A 14,871-nucleotide genomic window follows, 5' to 3' on the forward strand; every position below is an offset into this window, starting at 1 on the left:
GGGAGGGGGTACAACCCCGGCGGAAGGTTTCGCAAGGTGGCAGGGGGCGCAACGTGCCCCTCGCCCGCCAGGGAGATCCTCGCGGAGGGCGGACGGGCTCTCCAACCCTCCCGTCTTGGCGCGGGTACCGGCGGGAGCGGCTCGGCTAGATCGGCACGCCGTTGTCGTGGGCGTACGACGTGAGCAGCGGGCGAAGGGTCTGCCCGTCGTGCATGGTCGTCATCTCGGCCTCGATCAGCCGGGCGACCTCCCCCGCGTCGAGGCTCAGCACCATCGCCTTCAGGGGGCCGAGGGCCGCGGGCGACATCGACAGGTTGCGGAACCCGAGGCCGATGAGCGCCATCGCGTCGAGGGGGCGTCCGCCGATCTCGCCGCAGACGGTCACGGGGCAGTTCGCCGCCTTCGCCCGGTCGGCTATCAGGCGGAAGGCCCGCAGGGCCGCCACCGAGAGGGGATCGAACCGGTCGGCGACCCTCCGGTTCTCCCGGTCCACGGCGAACAGGAACTGCATCAGGTCGTTGGAACCGACCGACAGGAAATCGGCCTCCTTGGCGATCTCGTCGATCTGAAACAGGAGCGAGGGCACCTCGACCATCGCCCCCAGCTCGCAGGGCTGCGGCAGCCTGTAGCCGTGGCGGGCAAGGTGGGCCTTCTCCCGGTCCACGATCTTCCGGGCCTCGATGAATTCGTGGACCGTGGCCACCATCGGGAACATGATCTTCAACGGCCGCCCCTCGGCGGCCTTGAGGAGGGCCCGGAGCTGCATCCGCAGCAGGGCCGGCCGGTCGAGGCCGATGCGGATCGCCCGCCAGCCGAGCGCCGGGTTCTCCTCCTCGAGCTTGGCCATGTAGGGCAGGATCTTGTCGCCCCCGATATCGAGGGTGCGCACCGTGACGGGCCGCCCCCCCGAGGCGGCGAAGGCCTGCCGGTAGAGCGCCTGCTGCTCGGCCGCCGAGGGCATGCGCTGCGCCACCATGAACTGAAGCTCGGTGCGGAACAGACCGACCCCCTCCGCCCCCGTCTCGTCCAGGTGGGAGAAGTCGATCAGCAGGCCGGCATTGAGGTTCAGGCCGATCTTCACCCCGTCGCGGGTGATCGCCGGAACGTCGCGGAGGGCCCGGTACTGCTCCTGCCGCCTCGCCCGCAGGCGGACCATCTCGGCGTAGGACGATTCGATCTCCGGCCCCGGCCGGATATGGACCTCGCCCGCGACGCCGTCGACGATGATCGCATCGCCGGACTCGCAGAGCGCTGTGGCGTTCTCGACCTCGCCCACGGCGGGGATGCCCAGCGCCCGGGCGACGATGGCCACGTGACTCGTCGGCCCCCCCTCCTCCAGCACGATGCCCCGGAGGGTCCCCGCGTCGTAGTCGAGGAGCGCCGCCGGCCCCATGGTGCGCGCCACGAGGATCGCGTTCTCGGGAAGGGGCGCGTGCCCTGCCGCGCCGGGGCCGATCAACGCCCGCAGCAGGCGGTTGGCGAGGTCGTCGAGGTCGTGCAGGCGCTCGCGGAGATAGGGGTCGGACTGCCGCAGCATCCGCGCCCGGTTGTCCGACTGCACCCGCTCCACGGCGGCTTCCGCGGTGAGGCCCGAGGCGACGGCCTCGCGCATCCGGCGCAGCCAGCCCTGGTCGTGGGCGAACATCCGCACCGTTTCCAGCACCTCCCGGGATTCGGCGGTGCCGATGCGGTCCCCCCGCTCGACCAGGGCATCGATGGCCGAGCGCACGCTCCCGATCGCCGCATCCAGCCGCTCGACCTCGCGGTCGACGTTCTCGGCGATGAGGGTCTTCACCACGAGGCGCGGCTCGTGCAGCACCACGTGGCCGAGCCCGATCCCGTCCGAGAGGGCCAGCCCCCGGGCCATGAGTGCCTGGCGGGGGACGCCCGCCTGCGAGCCGAGGCCGTCGAGCTCCCCGGAGGCGATCATCTCCGAGAGCACCATCGCGGTGGTCTGGAGCGCCTCGATCTCCTCCTCGGAATAGACCCGGTAGGTCTTGTTCTGGACCGTGAGCACGCCGAGGGTATGGCCGGCGCGCAGGAGGGGGACGCCGAGGAAGGCGTGATAGACTTCCTCGCCCGTCTCCGGGCGGTAAGAGAAGGCCGGGTGCTTCTGCGCGTCCGACAGGGCCAGGGGCTCGGCCGTCGAGGCGATCAGGCCGACGAGGCCCTCGTCGGCGCGCAACCGGGTGAGATGCACCGCCTCGCGGTTCAGGCCCTCGGTGGCGAAGAGTTCGAGGATGTTGTCGTCGCGCAGCACATAGACCGAGCAGACCTCCGCCACGACGTTGGCGGCGATCAGGACGACGATCCGGTCGAGACGCGCCTGCGGACTCACCGGCTCCGCCATGGCTTCGCGGAGGCGGCGCAGCAGAAGGCGCGGGCCTCCGAGCGCAGCGGGCATCGTATCGTCGTTCCAGCGTCGGCGGGCGGCCGTGGCGTCGGCCCCCTGCAACCTTGGCGCCAACCGCCCCGGGACGGCAATCCTTGCCGGAGCGTTTAGTTCATGAATGCGCACCTTTCGGAAGGTGCGCGACGCGTCTGCCTCAGGCTTGGTCGAGCCCGTAGAGCGAATGGAGGGTGCGCACCGCCAACTCGGTGTAGGCGGCGTCGATCAGGACCGAGAACTTGATCTCGGACGTCGTGATGGCGCGGATGTTGATGCCCTTCCCGGCGAGCGCCCGGAAGGCCTTGGCGGCCACGCCCGCGTGGCTGCGCATCCCGACGCCGATGGCCGAGACCTTCACCACGTCGGTGGCGCCCTCGATCTGCGCATAGCCGATGTGTTCGCGGGCCTCGTCGAGGATCGCGCGGGCGCGCTGGTACTCGGCCGAAGGGACCGTGAAGGTCATGTCGGTGGTCGACTGGTCGCCGGACACCGTCTGGATGATCATGTCGACGTTGATGTTGGCGTCTGCCAGGGGCCCGAAGATCGCGGCGGCGACGCCGGGGCTGTCCTTGACCCGGCGCAGGGTGATCTGCGCCTCGTCCCGGGAGAACGCGATCCCGGTGATGATCTGCTGTTCCACGATGTCGTCCTCGTCGCAGATGAGGGTACCCGGGCGCGCGGCGTCCGGCGGGTCGAAGGAGGAACGGACGGTGGTCGGCACCCGGTGCACCATCGCGAGTTCGACGGAGCGGACCTGCAGCACCTTGGCGCCGAGGGAGGCCATCTCCAGCATTTCCTCGAAGGTCACGCGCTCCATGCGCCTGGCCTTCGGCACGATCCGCGGATCGGTGGTGTAGACCCCGTCCACGTCCGTGTAGATGTCGCAGCGCTCGGCCCCGATCGCCGCCGCGACGGCCACCGCCGAGGTGTCCGAGCCGCCCCGCCCGAGGGTCGTCACCCGGCCGCTCTCGGCGTGGATGCCCTGGAAGCCCGCGATGACGGCGACCTCGCCCCGGGCGAACCCGGCATCGAGGTTGGCGGAGGGGATGTCGGCGATCCGGGCCGAGCCGTGGGCGTCCGAGGTCAGCACCGGGATCTGCCAGCCCTGCCAGGAGCGGGCCTTGAGCCCCTCCTTCTGCAGGGCGATGGCGAGGAGCCCCGCCGTCACGAGTTCGCCGGAGGCCACGACGGCGTCGTACTCGGCGGTGTCGTAGAGGGCGTTGGCGTCCTTCACCCAGTCGACCAGCTCGTTGGTCTTGCCCGACATCGCCGAGACGATGACGGCGACCTCGTAACCGGCCGCGACTTCGCGGGCGACGTGGCGCGCGACGTTGCGGATGCGATCGACGTTGGCGACGGACGTACCGCCGAATTTCATTACCAGACGGGGCATTCTTCGAACGTTTCCAAGCCCGTGCAGCCGGAGCGGGCGTCCCGCCGCAGACCGGCCGGGGCCTGCCCCCGGACAGGGATCGCGGGTACTCGGGCCGGTCGGCACTGTCAACGTCCGGCCGGGCGATGGGGGCTTGTCGCCGGGCGGGCCGCATTCCCGGCGCGACAGCCTCGCGGCTTGCGTTCGCCCCCCGGATGGGGTGGAGGTCGCCGCATATCCGGCGAGGGACGGCATCATGACGGCGAAGGAGCATGCGGGCGGGTTCGTCGACCGGGAGGAGGTCGCGCGGTTCGACGCGCTGGCCGCCACGTGGTGGGACGAGACCGGGCCGATGCGGGTGCTGCACCGGTTCAACCCCGTGCGTCTCGGCTACATTCGGGATGCCCTCTGCCGCCACCACGGGCGGGACCCGGATGTGCCCTTCGCCCTCGATGGCCTGACCGTGTGTGACGTCGGCTGCGGCGGCGGGATCCTATCGGAGCCCCTCGCCCGCCTCGGCGCCACCGTGACCGGCCTCGATCCGGCCGAGCGCAACCTCGCCGTCGGCCGCGCCCATGCCGAGGCGGCGGGTGTGCCGGTGGATTACCGGGCGCAGACCATCGAGGAGGTCGTCGCCACGGGGGCGACCTTCGACGCCGTGCTGATCATGGAGGTGGTCGAGCACGTCTCCGACATGCCGGCTTTCGTGCGCAGCGCCTGCGCCGCGGTGAAGCCCGGCGGCCTGCTGTTCGCCGCCACCATCAACCGGACGATGCGCTCCTTCGCCCTGGCCATCGTCGGCGCGGAATATGTGCTGGGCTGGCTTCCGAAGGGCACCCACGACTGGGCGAAGTTCGTGAAGCCGGACGAGTTGACCGCCGCGATCCGGGCGGCCGGCCTCGACGTCACCGAGACGACGGGCGTCGTCTACAACCCCCTCGACGACGGCTGGCGCATGGGGCGCGACACGGCGGTCAACTACATGCTGCGCGCCGCCCGCCCGGCATGAACCGGCGCCGCCTTCCGCCGTTGATCGGCGTCAGAAGGAGCGCACGATGCTTGAGAAGATGCCCAGGGTCCTCGGCGAGGCCCTGTCGGGGGTGAAGGCCGGTCTCGACGGAACGAGCTTCCGTTCCGCCTTCCCCGATTTGCCCGAGAGCCTGCACGTGTCGAGCGAGGCCATCTCCCATCGGGCCGCCATGCCGGCGCGGTTCACCGCCGACGGCGAGGGCGTGTCCCCGCCCCTCGCCTGGGACGGCCTGCCGCCGGGCACCGCGTCGGTCGCGGTGATCGTCGAGGATGCGGGCAGCCCGACCCCGCGCCCCCTCGTTCACCTGCTCGCTTGGAACCTCGACCCCGCCGGGCGCCTGCCCGAGGGGGCCGCCTCCGGCGAAAGCGCGTCCGGCCTCATGCTCGGAAAGAACAGCTTCATGAAGTCCGGCTGGCTGCCGCCGGACCCGCCCACCGGCCACGGCGACCACGACTACGTCTTCCAGGTCTATGCCCTGAGCCGGCGCCTCGACCTCGAGGCCGGCTCCGGCCGGGAAGCCCTGGTGGAGGCGATGCGCGGCAACGTCCTCGCCAAGGGCGGCCTGATCGGCACTTACGCCAGGGCGTGATCCGCACCCTCCCGCGGTAGGCCACCGGTCCTTTCCCTGCGGGGGAAGGCCCGCCGAGGCTTGCCTCCGGGGGACGAATCCTGATATGGCGGCGCCCATCCCGCGATGCCTGCGCCGTCATCGCCGGGCGCGCTTGCGCGTCCCGAGACCGGCCGGACGTTTTCGACAGACCCCGTTCCTGGACGGCCCCTTGCGGGCCGAGAGACCCATGAAGATCCGCAACTCCCTCAAGTCCCTGCTCGGCCGTCACCGCGACAACCAGCTCGTGCGCCGCAAGGGTCGCGTCTACATCATCAACAAGACTCAGAAGCGCTTCAAGGCTCGCCAGGGCTGAGGCTGCGGCCCGGCCGCCGGCCGGGTGGCGTCTTGCGTGAGGTTTTGGAGCCGCGTCCGCAAGGGCGCGGCTTTCCTGCGTGGTCCGTCCGCCCGCGCGGCACGACGGCGCGTTGACGGCGGCGCGGGTCCGCCGCAGCTTGTGTGAATGCTGCGTCGCCCGACTGCCCTGCTCCTTTTCCTGGCTGCCCTGCCCTGGGCGGGGACCGTATCCGCTGCGCCCTTGGACGGTGGCACCGGGATGGGCCGTCCGTCGGCGGGCAGGCCCGCGCCCAAGCCCGCCCCCAAGGCACCGAGCCTCGACGACCTGTTCGCCCGGCTGAAGGCCACCGACGACCCGGCGGAGGCGAAGGGCATCGCCCACCTGATCGAGCAGCGCCTCGACCGTTCCGGAAGCGCCACCGTCGACCTGCTGACCGACCGGGCGCGGCAGGCCATGACCGGACACGACTTCCCCCTCGCCGCCGAGTTGATGGACCGGGCGACTGGTCTCGACCCGACATGGTCGGAGGGGTGGAACCGCCGGGCCACGATCTTCTGGCTGCTCTCCGACAAGACGGAGGCCCTGGCCGACCTCCAGCGGGCGCTCGTGCTGGAGCCGCGGCACTTCGAGGCCTGGTCGGCCATGGGCAAGATCTACGAATCGATGGACGACAAGGCGCGGGCGCTGGCCGCCTTCCGCCGGGCCCTGGCTCTCTATCCGAAGATGGACAAGTTGCAGGAGGCGGTGGACCGCCTCGCCCCCGAGGTCGATGGTCGCGACCTGTGAGGGGTCTCCGCGCCCCAGCCTTCCCGACTGGCCGATGATCGGGCGCATGGTGAGTTCGCTCCTCGTCCTCCTCGCCCTGCCCTTCGCGGTGGCCGGGATCGTCCTCGCGCTGGGCGCTGTGGCGAGCTTGATCATCGGCCTGCGGGTCGGCTCCCTCTATCCCCCGGCTGGCCCTTTCGTGGAGGTGCCCGGCGGGCGGCTTGCCACGATGCAGGCCGGTCCCGCCGACGGGCCGCCGGTGGTGTTGCTCCACGGGGCCTCGGCCAACTCGGCCGACCCGATGGGGGGCGTCGGACACCTGCTCGCCGCCCGGGGCTTTCGCGTCATCGCCTTCGACCGGCCGGGCTTCGGCTGGAGCGACCGGCCCGGGGGCGCCGCCGATGCCGACCCCGCCGCCCAGGCCCGGCTCATCGCCGACGCCCTGGCGGGGATGCGGGTCGGCCCGGCCGTCGTCCTCGGTCATTCCTGGGCCGGAGCCCTGGCGCTGGCGCTGGCCCTCGATCATCCTGAGCGGGTCTCGGGCCTCGTCCTGGCCGCGCCCGTGGGAATGCCGCTGCCGGGGCCGGTGTCCCTGCCCTGGTACTGGCGCCTCGCCCTGAAGCCGCCGGTGCTGTGGCTGCTGAGCCGGACGGTGGGGCCGCCGGTCGCCATGGTCTATCTCGCGGAGGCTGCACGGCGGGTGTTCAAGCCCGAGGAGCCCGTGCCGGGTTATCTGGAGACCGCGCGGGCGCCCCTGGTGATGCGGCCGGGAACCCTGCTCGCCAACGTCCAGGACCTCGTCGGTCTGCCCCAGGGTCTTGCCGCCCTGAGCCCCCGCTACGGGGGCCTGCACCTGCCGGTGACGATCGTGTCCGGCGCGGCCGACCCGATCGTTCGGCCGGACCTACAGGCCGTGCCGCTGTCCCGGGCCATCCCCGGGGCCCGCCTCGTCCTGCTGCCCGGGGTGGGGCACATGCTCCACTACACCGCACCGGAGGCGGTGGCTGGCGCGGTGTCCGATGTCGAGGCCGCCGTGAGGGCCGGGGCGGTGCCGGCCTCGGCGCCCTGATCCTCCGAGGCCGGCCTGTGGGTCAGGCCTTGTCGGCGTGCTCCCGGGTGATGAAGGTGAGGCGCACGAGGTTCGTGGCGCCGGGCGTGCCAAAGGGCAGGCCGGCGACGACGATGATTCGGTCGCCCACCGCCGCGAACTTCTCGCGGACGGCGAATTTCGCGGCGCGGAAGGCCATGTCGTCCACGTCGCTCGCGTCCTTCGTCACGATCGGATAGACGCCCCAGGCCATGGCGAGGCGGCGCGCCGTCTCCCGGCGGGGCGTGAGGGCGATCACCGAGGCGTTCGGGCGTTCCCGGGCAAGGCGCAGCACTGTCGAGCCGGAATGCGTCCAGGCCATGATCGCCTCGAGGTCGAGGGCATCGACCATCTGGTGGGCGGCCGCGGCGATGGCGTCGGCGGCGGTGTGGTCGGGCGTATCCTTCTGGGCGCGGATGATCGACCAGTAGAGGGCATCGCGCTCCACCTGCTCGGCGATCCGGCTCATGGTCGCCACCGCATCGACGGGATAGGACCCCGCCGCACTCTCGGCCGAGAGCATCACCGCGTCGGCGCCCTCGTAGACCGCGGTCGCCACGTCCGACACCTCGGCTCGGGTGGGGACCGGGGCCGTGATCATCGATTCGAGCATCTGCGTCGCGACCACCACCGGCTTGCCAGAGCGACGGGCGCCGCGGGTGAGGCGCTTCTGAACGCCGGGCACCTGCTCCAGGGGCATCTCGACCCCGAGATCGCCCCGTGCGACCATCAGGCCGTCGGACACCTCGATGATCTCGTCGAGCCGGGCCAGGGCCTGCGGCTTCTCGATCTTGGCCATGACCAGCGCGCGGCCGGCGCAGACCTTCTTGACCTCCGCCACGTCCTCCGGCCGCTGGACGAAGGAGACGGCGATCCAGTCCGCTCCCGCATTGAGCCCGGCTTCCAGGTCCGAGCGGTCCTTCTCGGTCATCGCCGGGACGGGCAGCACCGTGTGCGGCAGCGACACGCCCTTCTTGTTCGAGATGCGCCCCCCGACCTCGACCCGGGTCACGGCGCGCTCGCCCGACGTTTCCACGACCGAGAGGCGCAGCTTGCCGTCGTCCAGCAGGATCGCGTGGCCCGGTTCGAGCGCCTCCAGGATCTCCGGGTGCGGCAGGTGGCAGCGCGTGACGTCCCCGGGGGTCGGATCGCCGTCCAGCACGAAGGTCGCGCCCTTCTCCAGGACCGCCGCACCCTCGGCGAACACCCCGAGGCGCAGCTTCGGGCCCTGAAGGTCCACGAGGATGCCGATGGCCCGTTTCGCCTCCCGTTCGATGGCGCGGATCACCTCGACCTTCTCGGGCAGCTTCTCCCGGGGGAGATGGCTCATGTTGAGGCGGAAGACATCCGCACCAGCCCTGAACAGCTTTTCGATCATTTCCGGCGTATCCGAAGCCGGGCCCAGCGTCGCGACGATCTTGGTGCGGCGGGAACGTTTCAAGCGGCGGTCCTCCTGGACTCGTGCCCGCTGCCCTCGGCGGCGGAAGCGTCCGTCGCCCGGCTCTGAGCACCCGGGGTGCCGCGCCGTCAAGCGGGGGCATTAACCGGTGTCGCAACGACTCCCAGAACCTTCTGTCGCAGCCAGGAACGCCCGGGGCAGGCTGCGGTTGGCCAATAACTGGGCTCTCAGTGCCTACGGCCTAGGCATCGCCAATCAGTCGGACCGAATCTCCCAATGGAACTACCGCGTGACGACAGTGAGCATCCGCGTGCCCGAGCTTTTCGTGAGTTCATCCAGGATCCACCATTTCCCTGCGTAGGTGCGAAATCCGCCCTTTCGCGCGGTAAAATGAAGATCGTCGTCGCCAGGGACATCACGTCGGGCTGGGACGACATGCGAATCTACCCTGCATTGCTTGCCTTCATTGCCCGCTACAAGAGCTCACCGGACCTGTTCCAGAGCTTCGCCGTGGTTTTCGAAGGCCCCGACCGCATCAGCGAGGAAGCCTTCGAGGCGAGCCTTTGGGCCCGGGCGCAATCCCTCTCCGACAAGGATTCCTGGCTGGGACAGCCCTACGACGAGACCGTGGTCGACGATCCGGACAACCCGCATTTCTCGTTGAGCTTCGGCGGAGAGGCCTTCTTCGTGGTCGGGCTGCATCCGGGAGCCAGCCGGCCCGCCCGGCGGTTCGGGTCCCCGGTCATGGTGTTCAACCTCCATGCCCAGTTCGAGCGCCTGCGGGCGGAGGGGCGCTACGAGAAGCTCCGCGCGTCGATCCTCCAGCGCGACGAGGCCCTGGCCGGCAGCGTGAACCCGATGCTCGCCCGGCATGGCGAATCCTCCGAGGCGCGGCAATATAGCGGGCGACAGGTCGGCGCGGACTGGCGCTGCCCCTTCAACCCCCGGGGCGGAGACGGGCGCGACGCCACATTCCGGCACCAGGAGGCCGTTCATCCGTTCGACCTCCCGCTGCCGCCCAACGGCGCCTGACGGTGCTTCAGTTTCGGGGCTGGATCGCCGGGGCCGGTGTGGCGTTCTGAAAGGTTGGCTTATGGTTGAACGGATGGATGTCGCCGGGGCGGTCCAGGAGATCCCTCCGCGATCGGGCACGGCGTTCACCCTGGCGCGGGGAGACCGGCTGACGGTGATCGACCCCCGTGGCGAACAGGTGGCCGACCTCGTCGCCTACAACCGGCACGACACGGACGAGGTGATCTCCTCGGGTCGGACTCTCGATTACGCGAGCCGCATCTACCTCACCGCGGGTGATCCGCTCTATTCGAACCGCTCCAACATTCTCCTGCGCATCGTCGAAGACACGGTGGGCCGGCACGATTTCCTGCTGACGCCCTGCTCGGTGGACACGTTCCGCATCATCTACGGCGATACGAACCCGCACCGGGGTTGCTTCGGCAACCTCGCGGCGGCCCTCGAACCCTACGGGATCGCCCCGGACAGGATCCCCGTAGCGTTCAACTGCTTCATGAACGTGCCGGTGGACGGGAAGACCGGCGCTATCACCGTCGAGCCGCCCTTGAGCAAGGCCGGCGACCGGATCGTCTTCGAGGCCGAGACGGATCTGATCATCGGGCTCACGGCCTGCTCGGCGCTGCAATCGAACAACGGCAGCTTCAAGCCGATCCACTACCGCATCGACCGCGCTGCGGCGTCGGCGTGATGTGACGCCGCAGCGTCCGCGGCAGGAGCGCGTTGACGGGGGCGTGCCGCTTCCCGTCAGGGCTTGGCGGCCGTGGCGGGCGTCCGGTCCGGTTCGGTGAGCTGGATCGTCCAGTTCTTTTGCTCGCCCGTATCGACCTCGTAGAAGCCGTTGCGGTCGAAGCCCCGGGCGAGGCAATCCTCGATCCCGCGGATGGTGAATTCCGCGTCGCGGGTGCACATCAGCGCCCGGCCGCCCCATTCGCCGCCACGGGTGTAGTCCACGGCGAAGACATAATAGAACCGCGCCGCCAGCGAACCGGATAGGAGCGTCTCGCAGCCCTTCGGCTTCAGTTCCCACCAACCCTCGGTGACCCAGCCCTGGGTGTCCCGGTAGCCCAGGGACACCCCGACCTTGCTCTCTGTCTGGTTGCAAAGCCGGAGGTCGGCCTTGGCCGGTCCCGCGCACAGGATCATGGCGGCCAGCAGCCCGGCCTGTCCCAGCCCCGCCTTCGTCCTGAACCGCCCACGCGTCAGCGACGGCCCCGACGGATGGCACCGGGAGGCACGGCGATCCCGCGAGCCCCCGTCCGTCGCGCCGTCGGGGTCCCACGGCATGGGGGTGGGGACGGCAGGCGACCGGCGCCGCGAGCCCTCAGCCGACGAGAATGATGCGGCAGTCGTTGACATTCGTGCAGGTGGGGCCGGGATTCACCAGATCGCCGAGGGCGGCGAAGAACGGGGTGGAGTCGTTCTGGTCGAGCATCGCGGCCGGATCGAGGCCGGCCGCGCGGGCCCGTGCCAAGGTCGTCGGGTCGATCAGGCCCCCGGCCGGGTCGGTGGCGAGGCCACGGCCGCCGTCGGTGCCGTCCGTGTCGGCGCTGATGCCGCTGATGCCGGGCATGCCGTCGAGGGCGATGGCCAGCGCCAGAGCGTATTCCTGGTTGGGGCCGCCATGGCCCTCACCGCGGATCGTCACCGTCAGCTCGCCGCCTGAGATCAGGGCGACGCGCCGCCCGGCCTCGCGGTAGCGCTTGGCCTCCACCGCGTGCTCGGCGGCGATGACCCGGGCCTCGCCCTCGAGATCGGAGCCGAGCATCACCACCTCGTAACCCGCCGCCCGCGCCGCCGCGGCGGCGGCGTCGAGGGCGTCCTGGGGCCGCGCGATGATGCGGTAGGAGGCATTGGCGAAGATCGGATCGCCGGGCTTGGGCGACTCGTTGTCCGGGTCGTTCAGGAGCCGCTGGGCCGCCTCCGGCAGGGGAATGTTCCGCCGCTGGCAGATCTCCCGGGCGTCGGCCAGGGTCGAGGGGTCCGGCACGGTGGGGCCGGAGGCGATCACCGCCGGATCGTCGAACGGGACGTCCGAGATCGCCAGGGTCAGGACCGAACGGGCGTTGCGGGCGGCGCGGGCGAGGCGCCCGCCCTTGATCCGGGAGATGTGCTTGCGCACCGTGTTGAACTCGCCGATCGGCGCGCCGGAGCGGAGGATCGCCCGGGTGATGCCCTGCTTTTCGGGGAGCGTCAGGTCGCCCGCCGGGGCGATCCAGTTGGCCGATCCGCCGCCGGAGAGGAGCACCAGCACCTCGTCCTCCGGCCCGGCGGCCGCGGCGAGGCGGAGCACCTCCTCCGTGGCGTCGATGCCCGCCTGATCCGGCACCGGATGCCCGGCCTCGACCATGCGGATGCCCGGCGCCTCCTGCCCATAGCCATGACGGGCGACGGCCAGGCCGACGATGCGGTCATCCCCTAGCCCGTGCTCCTGACGGTAGAAGCGGCTCGCCACGGCGCTCATGCTGCCGGCGGCCTTGCCGGCGGCGAGGATGATCAGCCGTCCGGGGCTCGGCGGCGGCAGGTGTGCGGGCAGGCACAGGTCCGGATGGGCAGCGCGGATCGCCGCCGTCAGGAAGGCGTCGAGATGGGCGCGCTGCGCCTGCACGTCGGCGGCGTTGGATGAGGTTGCGGTCTCGGACATGGCGTAAAACGGGCTCCCTCGGCGCCCTGTCCCCGGGGGATGGCGCGCAGTTCTTGTTCGCCTGAGCCCTCCCGCGGGGGGAGGCGCTCGAACCGGCCGTGCGCTCCCCGCCCCTGCCGGAGCGGCGGGCCCGTTCCTTGCCGTGAGCGCACGATCCTTGATAGGTGCTGTGCCCGAGCCGCCGCGCGACGGCAAGCGTGCCGTCCGTGCTATCCGCCCCCTTCCGCCCCCGGCAGCGAGTTTTGCGTGTGATCCGCCAGGTGCCTCACCGAGAGCCCCAACAAGAGCCCCCGCTGGAGCCTGACGCGCCCCGACATCCTTGCGAGGTCATCCCCGGCGACCCCGCGCGGGGTCTCGTTCTCGCCTGCGATCACGCGTCGAACTTCGTCCCGGCCGATATCGACCTGGGGCTGCCCCAGGCGGAGTTCGCCCGGCACATCGCCTACGACATCGGTGCCGCGGGGGTGACGCGGTTGCTGGCACGGGCCCTGGACGTGCCGGCCGTGCTCACGAACTTTTCCCGCCTGATCATCGACCCGAATCGGGGCCGGGCCGATCCGACCCTGGTGATGCGCCTGTCGGACGGTGCCGTGGTGCCCGGCAATGCCCGGATCGACGAGGCCGGCAAGGCCGCGAGGATCGCCCGGTTCTACGATCCGTTCGACGAAGGCATCGCGCAGGCCCTGGCGGCTGCGGAGTCGGCCGGGCGGGTGCCGGCCCTTGTGACGATCCATAGCTTCACACCCTACTGGCGCGGTGTGCCCCGTCCCTGGCACGTGGGCATCCTCTACGACCGGGACGAGCGCCTGGCCCGGCGCCTGATCGAGGCCCTCGCCGCAGACCCGGCGGGCCTCGTGGTGGGCGACAACGACCCCTACGGCGGCGGCCTGCCGGGCGATACGATCGACCGCCACGCCACGGTGCGAGGCCTGCCCAACGCCCTCATCGAGATCCGTCAGGATCTCATCGCGGGGGAGGACGACCAGCGCGAATGGGCAGACCGGTTTGCCCGGATCCTGTCGCCCCTGATGGAGCGGCCCCTGTAATTTCCGGATCACGGGCGGCGCTCTATCTCCTCGTCTCGACCCCATTTTCTTGAGCCGAACCGGCCTCCGTCCCGACGGAGAATGCTCCGGCTCCCTGAAACCCGATACGGAAGGACGAGATCTATGGCCGAGATCGATCCCGCGACCCGGATAGAACTCGAGGCGGCGGTGTTCCGGCGGCTCGTGGCGCACCTCCGCACCCGCTCCGACGTGCAGAATATCGACCTGATGAACCTCGCCGGCTTCTGCCGGAACTGCCTCTCCAACTGGCTGAAGGATGCCGCCGAGGAAAAGGGCCTCCCCATGTCCCGGGACGAGAGTCGCGAGGAGGTCTACGGCATGCCCTACGAGACTTGGAAGGAACGCCACCAGACCGAGGCGACGCCCGCGCAGCAGGCCGGGTTCGCAGGCCGGACCGAGGGGCATTGATCGGGACTCGCGGTATAAGTTTCCGGTAAGCTTGACCGCTTAACCAACCCTTCCAGGACGCCCCTCGGGGCGCACAACCGGAGACTCCCATGAACGCGCATTCGATGCCCCACGCAGGCACGCCGACCGCCGGCGACGTCTCCTCCGCGGAGGGCGTGGCCGCCGACGAACTGAAGCAGTTCATCGAGCGGCTGGAGCGCTTGGAGGAGGAGAAGGCCGGCATCATGGGCGACATCAAGGAGGTGTTCGCCGAACTGAAGGGCCGCGGCTTCGACGCGAAGGCCGTCCGCACCATCCTGCGCATCCGCAAGCAGGATCACAGCGAGCGCCAGGAGCAGGAAGCGATCCTCGAATTGTACCTCCAGGCCCTCGGCATGGCGTAGGCCGCACCACGGCGGTCCTTCCGCCTGTGCCGCCACCGCGAACGCAATGAAGCGATCCGGGGACAAATTGCGACCGGACACGGTCCCCTCCCCCTGGATCGCTCCAGTCGACGGTGATGACGCCCGTCCGCCGATCGTCACCTTTGTCGTCACGTGTGCCGCGTCGATTTCATCCGCGGCCGATTACACGTTCCCCAGATTTTCTCTGTCCCCGTGAACTTCCCGACGAATGCGTATGTCTCGCGATTTCGCATTAAGACGGTGCGCGGGGCTTATCGAGACCTTGACGTTACCACGACAAATCCTTCAAAGGTGCGATACCGCACGAGAGATGCCACGGTGAAGGGCATGCCGCGCGGGCAGCATACCGTGGCGAGAAGGGCCGTCAGGTCC

General features: G+C 70.4%; 15 protein-coding genes. 10 read left to right on the forward strand and 5 right to left on the reverse strand.

Annotated elements, in window-relative coordinates:
- Positions 1–145 precede the first annotated feature (145 nt).
- Both ptsP and MFF22_RS05165 read right to left on the reverse strand, forming a co-directional pair.
- Positions 146–2,404, reverse strand: coding sequence for a phosphoenolpyruvate--protein phosphotransferase (gene ptsP, locus MFF22_RS05160; RefSeq protein WP_238247888.1), 2,259 nt, complete (start codon positions 2,402–2,404; stop codon positions 146–148).
- Between the two features lie 142 nt (positions 2,405–2,546).
- Positions 2,547–3,782: an aspartate kinase gene (locus MFF22_RS05165; protein WP_238247889.1), complete on the reverse strand. Its 1,236-nt coding sequence runs from the start codon at positions 3,780–3,782 to the stop codon at positions 2,547–2,549.
- A 235-nt stretch (positions 3,783–4,017) separates the two neighbouring features.
- On the opposite strand from MFF22_RS05165, the gene ubiG reads away from it, so the two are divergent.
- The 5 genes from ubiG (at position 4,018) to MFF22_RS05190 (ending at position 7,530) form a co-directional block, all read left to right on the forward strand.
- Complete coding sequence (gene ubiG / locus MFF22_RS05170) at positions 4,018–4,770, forward strand: bifunctional 2-polyprenyl-6-hydroxyphenol methylase/3-demethylubiquinol 3-O-methyltransferase UbiG (RefSeq protein WP_238247891.1); 753 nt, start codon at positions 4,018–4,020, stop codon at positions 4,768–4,770.
- Between the two features lie 46 nt (positions 4,771–4,816).
- Positions 4,817–5,380 (forward strand): YbhB/YbcL family Raf kinase inhibitor-like protein, encoded by a 564-nt coding sequence (locus tag MFF22_RS05175; protein ID WP_238247892.1) that lies wholly within the window; start codon positions 4,817–4,819, stop codon positions 5,378–5,380.
- A 208-nt stretch (positions 5,381–5,588) separates the two neighbouring features.
- Positions 5,589–5,714: a type B 50S ribosomal protein L36 gene (gene ykgO, locus MFF22_RS05180; protein ID WP_238207227.1), complete on the forward strand. Its 126-nt coding sequence runs from the start codon at positions 5,589–5,591 to the stop codon at positions 5,712–5,714.
- Between the two features lie 147 nt (positions 5,715–5,861).
- A complete protein-coding gene (locus tag MFF22_RS05185) occupies positions 5,862–6,482 on the forward strand; it encodes a tetratricopeptide repeat protein (RefSeq protein ID WP_238247895.1) in 621 nt (206 codons plus the stop codon).
- A 46-nt stretch (positions 6,483–6,528) separates the two neighbouring features.
- Positions 6,529–7,530, forward strand: coding sequence for an alpha/beta fold hydrolase (locus tag MFF22_RS05190; RefSeq protein ID WP_238247896.1), 1,002 nt, complete (start codon positions 6,529–6,531; stop codon positions 7,528–7,530).
- 22 nt (positions 7,531–7,552) lie between these two features.
- On the opposite strand, the gene pyk is transcribed toward MFF22_RS05190, so the two are convergent.
- Positions 7,553–8,989, reverse strand: coding sequence for a pyruvate kinase (gene pyk / locus MFF22_RS05195; RefSeq protein ID WP_238247898.1), 1,437 nt, complete (start codon positions 8,987–8,989; stop codon positions 7,553–7,555).
- A 234-nt stretch (positions 8,990–9,223) separates the two neighbouring features.
- Between pyk and gntA the strand changes: the two genes are divergently transcribed.
- Together gntA and MFF22_RS05205 are read left to right on the forward strand one after the other, a co-directional pair.
- Positions 9,224–9,979, forward strand: a complete 756-nt coding sequence (gntA, locus tag MFF22_RS05200) for a guanitoxin biosynthesis heme-dependent pre-guanitoxin N-hydroxylase GntA (protein ID WP_238247899.1) — start codon at positions 9,224–9,226, stop codon at positions 9,977–9,979.
- 61 nt (positions 9,980–10,040) lie between these two features.
- On the forward strand, positions 10,041–10,667 hold the full coding sequence (locus tag MFF22_RS05205; RefSeq protein WP_238247901.1) for a DUF1989 domain-containing protein: 627 nt from the start codon (positions 10,041–10,043) through the stop codon (positions 10,665–10,667).
- Between the two features lie 56 nt (positions 10,668–10,723).
- On the opposite strand, the gene MFF22_RS05210 is transcribed toward MFF22_RS05205, so the two are convergent.
- Both MFF22_RS05210 and MFF22_RS05215 read right to left on the reverse strand, forming a co-directional pair.
- Entirely contained in the window at positions 10,724–11,122 is a 399-nt protein-coding gene (locus tag MFF22_RS05210) for a DUF1036 domain-containing protein (protein WP_238248028.1), read from the reverse strand.
- A 178-nt stretch (positions 11,123–11,300) separates the two neighbouring features.
- The gene (locus MFF22_RS05215; RefSeq protein WP_238247902.1) at positions 11,301–12,620 is read right to left on the reverse strand and encodes a glycerate kinase type-2 family protein; all 1,320 of its coding nucleotides are present in this window, start codon (positions 12,618–12,620) and stop codon (positions 11,301–11,303) included.
- Between the two features lie 260 nt (positions 12,621–12,880).
- Here MFF22_RS05215 and MFF22_RS05220 point away from each other — a divergent pair, with 260 nt between their 5' ends.
- The 3 genes from MFF22_RS05220 (at position 12,881) to MFF22_RS05230 (ending at position 14,478) form a co-directional block, all read left to right on the forward strand.
- A complete protein-coding gene (locus tag MFF22_RS05220; protein ID WP_238247903.1) occupies positions 12,881–13,666 on the forward strand; it encodes an N-formylglutamate amidohydrolase in 786 nt (261 codons plus the stop codon).
- Positions 13,667–13,789: 123 nt separating this feature from the next.
- On the forward strand, positions 13,790–14,095 hold the full coding sequence (locus MFF22_RS05225; RefSeq protein WP_238247904.1) for a DUF1244 domain-containing protein: 306 nt from the start codon (positions 13,790–13,792) through the stop codon (positions 14,093–14,095).
- Positions 14,096–14,199: 104 nt separating this feature from the next.
- Positions 14,200–14,478, forward strand: coding sequence for a DUF2312 domain-containing protein (locus MFF22_RS05230; protein WP_238248029.1), 279 nt, complete (start codon positions 14,200–14,202; stop codon positions 14,476–14,478).
- Positions 14,479–14,871: the final 393 nt, after the last annotated feature.

The sequence above is a fragment of the Methylobacterium persicinum genome (assembly GCF_022179525.1).
Taxonomy (GTDB): Bacteria; Pseudomonadota; Alphaproteobacteria; order Rhizobiales; family Beijerinckiaceae; genus Methylobacterium; species Methylobacterium persicinum.